General features: G+C 75.9%; 5 protein-coding genes. All 5 read right to left on the bottom strand.

The features are described 5' to 3' along the window. On the bottom strand, positions 1-732 hold a 732-nt coding region (locus VR44_RS07305), incomplete at its 3' end, for a GNAT family N-acetyltransferase (RefSeq protein WP_045946554.1). Continuing rightward, complete coding sequence (locus VR44_RS07300; protein ID WP_045946553.1) at positions 729-1,436, bottom strand: YveK family protein; 708 nt, start codon at positions 1,434-1,436, stop codon at positions 729-731. The genes VR44_RS07305 and VR44_RS07300, both read right to left, overlap by 4 nt. A gap of 77 nt (positions 1,437-1,513) precedes the next feature. Then, positions 1,514-2,806 carry a glycosyltransferase gene (locus tag VR44_RS07295; RefSeq protein ID WP_245691626.1) on the bottom strand — a complete coding sequence of 431 codons (1,293 nt, stop codon included), beginning with the start codon at positions 2,804-2,806 and terminating at the stop codon, positions 1,514-1,516. Then, the gene (locus VR44_RS07290; RefSeq protein WP_045946552.1) at positions 2,803-3,585 is read right to left on the bottom strand and encodes a polysaccharide deacetylase family protein; all 783 of its coding nucleotides are present in this window, start codon (positions 3,583-3,585) and stop codon (positions 2,803-2,805) included. Before VR44_RS07290 ends, VR44_RS07295 begins: the two co-directional genes overlap by 4 nt. Further along, entirely contained in the window at positions 3,575-5,401 is a 1,827-nt protein-coding gene (locus VR44_RS07285) for a lipid II flippase MurJ (protein ID WP_245691627.1), read from the bottom strand. The genes VR44_RS07290 and VR44_RS07285 overlap by 11 nt, the downstream gene beginning before the upstream one ends. Positions 5,402-5,503: the final 102 nt, after the last annotated feature.

Here is a 5,503-nt window from a genome sequence, read left to right as displayed (position 1 = left end):
GGCCCGCACCATGCGCCGGGTGGCCCGGGTCAGGTGCTCGGCGAAGCGGGGCCGCAGGTGCTCCGGGGTCACCCCGCGGCCGCGCCACTGCTTCTCGTGCAGCCGCAGCAGGGTCCGTACGGCCTGCGGCACCTCCCGCTCGGTGACCTCGTGCTCCTCGATCCCGGCGGCGTCTGTCTTGCGCAGCTTGGCCCGCACCCGCTGGGCGCCGGAGGCCGGCATCCGCTTGACGAGCTGGTCGAAGGGGAGCGCGGGCAGCTCCATGCAGGTGGAGTCCGTCAGCCGGCTGGACACCCCCGGCCACGCCTCGAACAGGGCTTCTGCGGCCGCCCCGGGCCGTACCTCGCGCAGGTCGACCACGGCACTGCGGGCCGCCCGGTGCAGCCCCTGGGCCAGGGCGGGCACGACCTGCCCGGCGTGCTCCCGCGACACGAGGACGTCGAAGTAGTCGGTGATCGGCCCGCCCAGCGGGACCAGCCGCGGCAGCGGCCGGTGCACGAGCATCAGCGCGGCCGCCCCGACCAGTTCCTCCCCCCGCCGCACGAGCAGGATCCGCAGCCGCCCGTCCTTGCCGTAGGACAGCCACCACGAGTGCAGCCAGGCGTGGCTCTGGAAGGGAGTGGCGGTGGGACACTCCCGGACGAGCCGGTTCCAGGACTCCTCCAGCGCCGCGAACTGCCGGGAGTCCCGGCACAGCGTCACCGTCAGGGCCCCGGCGGAGCCGTCCGTCATCGCACGGACTCCTTCTCCTTGGTCTCGGAGTGCTCGGAGTGCTCGCCCTGGGCGGGCAGGGAGGCGTACTCCTCCACCGCGGGGCGCTCCGTCTCGTCCTGCTCCGCAGGCCGGCGGCGGGCGGGCCGGGCCAGCAGCCACAGGCCGCCGAGCAGCCCGCCGGCGCACAGTCCGACGGCGGCGCTGATCGAGGCGGACGGGGAGGCGGGCTCGGTCGGCGCGACGGCCTGGCTGAACAGCAGCAGCTGTACGCCGGTGTTCTTGGCGGCCTGGTTGCTGCTCAGCGAGAGGGCGTCGGCGACGGCGTTGGCGATGTCGGCGGCCTCGGAGGCGCTCTTGGAGGTCCCGGTGATCGCGATCATCGGGGAGTCGGGCGAGGTCTCGGCGCGGACCTGCGTGCGCAGCTGCTGGGCGCCGACGCCCGCACGGGGCTGGGCGTAGGCCAGGGTGGAGCTGCTGGTGGCGATGCGGCCGTACGCCTGGGCGAAGCCCTGGGCGGTGGCCGGCTCGGTGGTCTCGTTCGGTACAGCGACGACGTAGCTGGTGGCGGCGTACTCGGGCGCCTTGAGCACCCCGTACACCCCGCCGGCGGCCAGCCCGAGCAGGGCGCAGGCGGGCAGCGGCCACCACGCGGGCGGCGGCAGGAACCTGCGCTTCTTTCCGGAGCGGTGGTCGGACTTCTTCTGGTCGGCGGTGTCGGCCATGAGCGTGCTCGCTTTCGGGGTGAAGGGGTGAAGGGGTGAAGCGGTGAAGCGGTGTGCGTACGTGGAGGGAAAGAGGTTCAGCCGCCCCCGGAGCCGTCTCGGACCGGCTCCGGCCCGGCAAGGTCCAGCCCCGCCTGGGGGCCCCTCCCGGCGGTGGCCGGGGGAGACCCGGGCGCAGGGTCCGGGACGGAGCCCCGCGGCTCCGCCACAGGCGGCGGCTCCGCCCCGCCCCGCGCCGGAGGCACGGGCACGGGCTGCGCCAGGGCGAGCCCGTAGACGTCCAGCAGCCGCGCCGCGCTCCGCGCGATGTCGTACCGCCGCACCACCGGCGGCGCCGGCAGCCGGCGCGCCCCCGCCTCCATCTGCCCCCGCAGCGCGGCGACCAGCTCCCCGGTCCCGGTGCCGATCCGCCGCGCCCCCGGCGCCTGCGCGGCGGGGAGGTCGTCGATGGCGGGGCAGGTGACGTGCAGCACCGGCAGCCCGGCGGCCAGCGCCTCGACCACGGCCAGCCCGAACGCCTCCTCCCGCGACGGGGACACGAACACGTCCATGGCGGCGAGCAGCGCGGGGATCCCGGGCGTGCGCCCGTCGGGGCTGTCGCCCAGCGGGTCCCGCTCCCCCAGCAGGTGGATCCGGGACTGCGCGCCCAGCTCGGCGGCCAGGCTCCGCAGCGCGGCCCGCTCCGGGCCGTCCCCGGCGAGCAGCAGGTGCGCCCCCGGCAGCGCGGCCACCGCCCGTACGAGGACGTCGAACCGCTTGCCCGGGACCAGCCGGCCGACCCCGCCGACCACGAAGGCCCGCTCGGGCAGTCCGGTCCGGGCGCGCGTGGCGCGGCGTACCCGCTCGTCGAAGCGGAAGCGGGCGGCCTCGATGCCGTTGGGGACCACGTGGACCCGGGCGGCGGGCACCCCCCACCCCTCCAGCCGGGCGGCCACGGTGTCCGACACGGCGACCGTCGCCGCGCCGAGCCGCTCGCTGGCCAGGTACAGGGCGCGGACCCCGCCGGACAGCGGCCGGCCCTCGATCTCGGCCTCGCCCAGGGAGTGTTCGGTGGCGATCGTCGCGCCGACGCCCGCGAGCCGGGCGGCGAGGCGGCCGTAGACGCAGGCCCGGTACAGGTGGGTGTGGACGAGGTCGTAGCGGCCGCGGCGGATGAACCGGACGAGCCTGGGCAGCGCGCCGAGGTCGCGGTTGCCGCGCATGCCCAGGTGGACGACGCGGACCCCGTCGGCGCGCAGCCCCTCGGCGACCGGGCCGGGGTTGGTGAGGGTCAGGACGTCGCACTGCATGGGCATGTGGCGCAGCAGCAGCCGCAGTTGCTGTTCGGCGCCGCCGACGCCGAGGCCGGTGATGATGTGGAGGGCCTTCACCGCAGCACCGGCACCTTCCGGCGGAGCTCGCGCACCCCGTGCCGGAGCTCCTTGATCCGCAGCCGGGCGGCGCCGTCGGCCTGGCTGACGTGGGTACGGGGCAGGGCGTGGCGGCCCGCGAGGCGGCCGGGGGAGATCGCGCAGGCGTATCCGTACCCGGCGGCCCGGGTGGCGTCGACGACGCGGGCGTCGAGGTGGCCGTAGGGGTAGCAGAAGCCCTCGGGGAGGGTGCCGGTGAGCTCGCGCAGGAGCTCGCGGCTGCCGCGCAGTTCCTGCTGGAGGACGTCGTCGGGGGCGGCGGTGAGGTCCTGGTGGAGCAGCCCGTGGGAGCCGATCTCCTGGCCGGCGGCGGCGACCTCGCGGATCTGCTCGGCGGTGAGGAGGGACTTGCGGGGGCCGAGCGGGTCCCACACGTTGTCGACGCCGAGCCGGCCGGGCAGCACGAAGAGGGTGGCGGTGAAGTCGTGGCGGCGCAGCAGGGGCAGGGCGCGGGTGAGGAAGTCGGTGTAGCCGTCGTCGAAGGTGAGGCCGACGAGGCCGTGGCCGCGTCCGGCCGCGCGGGCGCGCAGCAGTTCGCCGACGGACACCCCGCGCAGCCCCCGGGAGCGCAGCCACAGCAGCTGGGCCTCCAGGGCGCCGGGGGTGACGGTGATCCCGTACGGGTCCTCGGCGGGGTCGGTGAACTCGGCGACCGAGTGGTACATCAGGACCCATGGGGATGCGGTCCGGCGGGCGGCGGCCGTCACGGCGGCGGGTGCCGTGTCGGTGTCAGCGGGCATTGCGGAACCTCTGGGTGAGCTGGGTGATCCGGGTGACGGTCTGGGCGGCGAGCTGGGCGATCTGGCCGGGCAGGGCGGTGATTTCGAGGGCCCTCATGGCCATGCCGGTGGCCCCGAACATGGCGGGGACGAGCAGGCAGCCGAGGGCGGCACTGAGCAGCGGGTCGGGGATCATCGGGCCGGCGAGCCAGCCGGTGGCGCAGGCGGAGGCGGCGGCGACGGCGAGGCGGCCGATGCTGACGGCCACGCGGCGGGCCTGGATGGCGATGATGCGGGAGCCGATGCCGGTGAGGAGCAGGGCGGCCGCGGCGGTGATGCCGGCGGCGTTGGCGGCGGCGATGCCGTAGGTGCCCCACCAGCCGACGAAGAGGGCTCCGGCCGCGATGTTGACGAGCAGCCCGGCACCCATCGCGAGCGCCGGGAACCAGGTGGGCCGGGCGGTCGAGAAGAAGGGCCGGGACAGGGCGCCGACGAGGCAGTGGCCGAGGAGGCCGAGGCCGTAGACGCGCATGACGGAGGCGGTGGTGAGGGTGTCCTGGTGGGTGAAGGCGCCGCGTTCGAAGAGGACTTCGATGATCTGCGGTGCGTAGCCGATGACCAGGGCCATGCCGAGGAGGACGGCGAGGGAGGCGAGGGCGAGGTCCTGTTCGACGCGCCGGCGGGCCTTCTCGCGTTCGCCGCCGGCCATGGCCTGGGCGACGACGGGGAAGGTGACGGTGCAGATCATCAGGGAGAGCACCATCGGCATCTGCGCGACCTTCTGCGCGTAGTTGAGGTGCGAGATGGCGCCGGGGGGCAGGGAGGCGGCGAGGAAGCGCTCGACGAGGACCTGGGACTGGCGGAAGACCGCGAAGGAGATGACGGGGGCGATCACCCCGAAGGCGATGAGGGTGGGCCGGTCGCGGTCGCGCTGGCTGCGCGGGGCCGCCCTTTTGGCGCGGGGCGGTCCGAAGCCGACATTGCGGATGAACGCGGGGAGTTGGACGAGCACCATCAGCAGTCCGCCGACGGCGACTCCGGCGGCGGCGGCCCGGACGCCCCACAGGGTGTGGAGGGCGACCATGGTGCCGATGATCCCGACGTTGTACGAGACGTAGATCGCGGCCGGCGGCAGGAACGACCGGTGGGCGCGCAGGGCGGCGCTGAAGTATCCGGCGATGCCGAAGGTGAGGACGGTCAGGGCGGTCATCCGGGTGCACTGGACGGCCAGTTCCGGGTCGGGGAGGCCGGGTGCCAGGACGCCGACGACCAGGGGCGCGGCGACGACGAGGACGGAGGCGACGGCGGCGAGGAAGACCATCAGGCGCGGCAGGGTGGCCCCGACGAGCAGGCGTACGGGGTCGGCCGCGCGGGCCTCCTTGCGGGTCAGCCCGGCCCGGCTGGCGGCGCGCCGGGCGAGGGCGTGGCTGAAGGCGGGCACCATCAGCAGGGCCATGGCGTCCTCGATCAGCAGGGTCGAGGCCATCTCGGGGACGGTCCAGGAGATGAGGAAGGCGTCGCTGTCGTGTCCGGCGCCGAAGAGGTGCGCGATGGTCTGGTCGCGTACGAGGCCGAACAGGGCCCCGGCGGCGGTCAGTCCGGCGGTGACGGCGGCGGCCTTGGCGAGGAACTTCCCGAGCGGAGCCGTCCCGCTGCCGCTCGGCCTGCCGGGTCCCGGCTGCGGCTGCCCGGCGGGACCGCGCCGCCGGGCGGGAACGGGCGGCCCCGTACGGCGGCCTGCGCCGGATCCGCCCGCGCCGGGCCCGAGCCTGGCCGCACCGGGCCTGGCCGCATCGGGCGCGGCCGGAACGGGCCCGCCCGCCCCGGGCCCGGCCACGGCAGCCCTGGCCGCACCGGGCCCGGGTCCCGTCGGCCGGTGTCCGGTGCCCTCGGCGGGAACAGCGGCGGGGCCCGCGGCCGCGGCGACGTCGGTCGCCGG

Source organism: Streptomyces katrae, from assembly GCF_000966975.1.
Lineage (GTDB): Bacteria > Actinomycetota > Actinomycetes > Streptomycetales > Streptomycetaceae > Streptomyces > Streptomyces katrae.
Note: the sequence above shows the minus strand (reverse complement) of the source record. Positions and strands in the feature narration are given on the sequence as shown.

Bases quoted from the DNA above. Each gene is read 5' to 3' on its own strand.
- VR44_RS07290 (WP_045946552.1), bottom strand. From the start codon at position 3,585: ATGCCCGCTGACACCGACACGGCACCCGCCGCCGTGACGGCCGCCGCC.
- VR44_RS07300 (WP_045946553.1), bottom strand. From the start codon at position 1,436: ATGGCCGACACCGCCGACCAGAAGAAGTCCGACCACCGCTCCGGAAAG.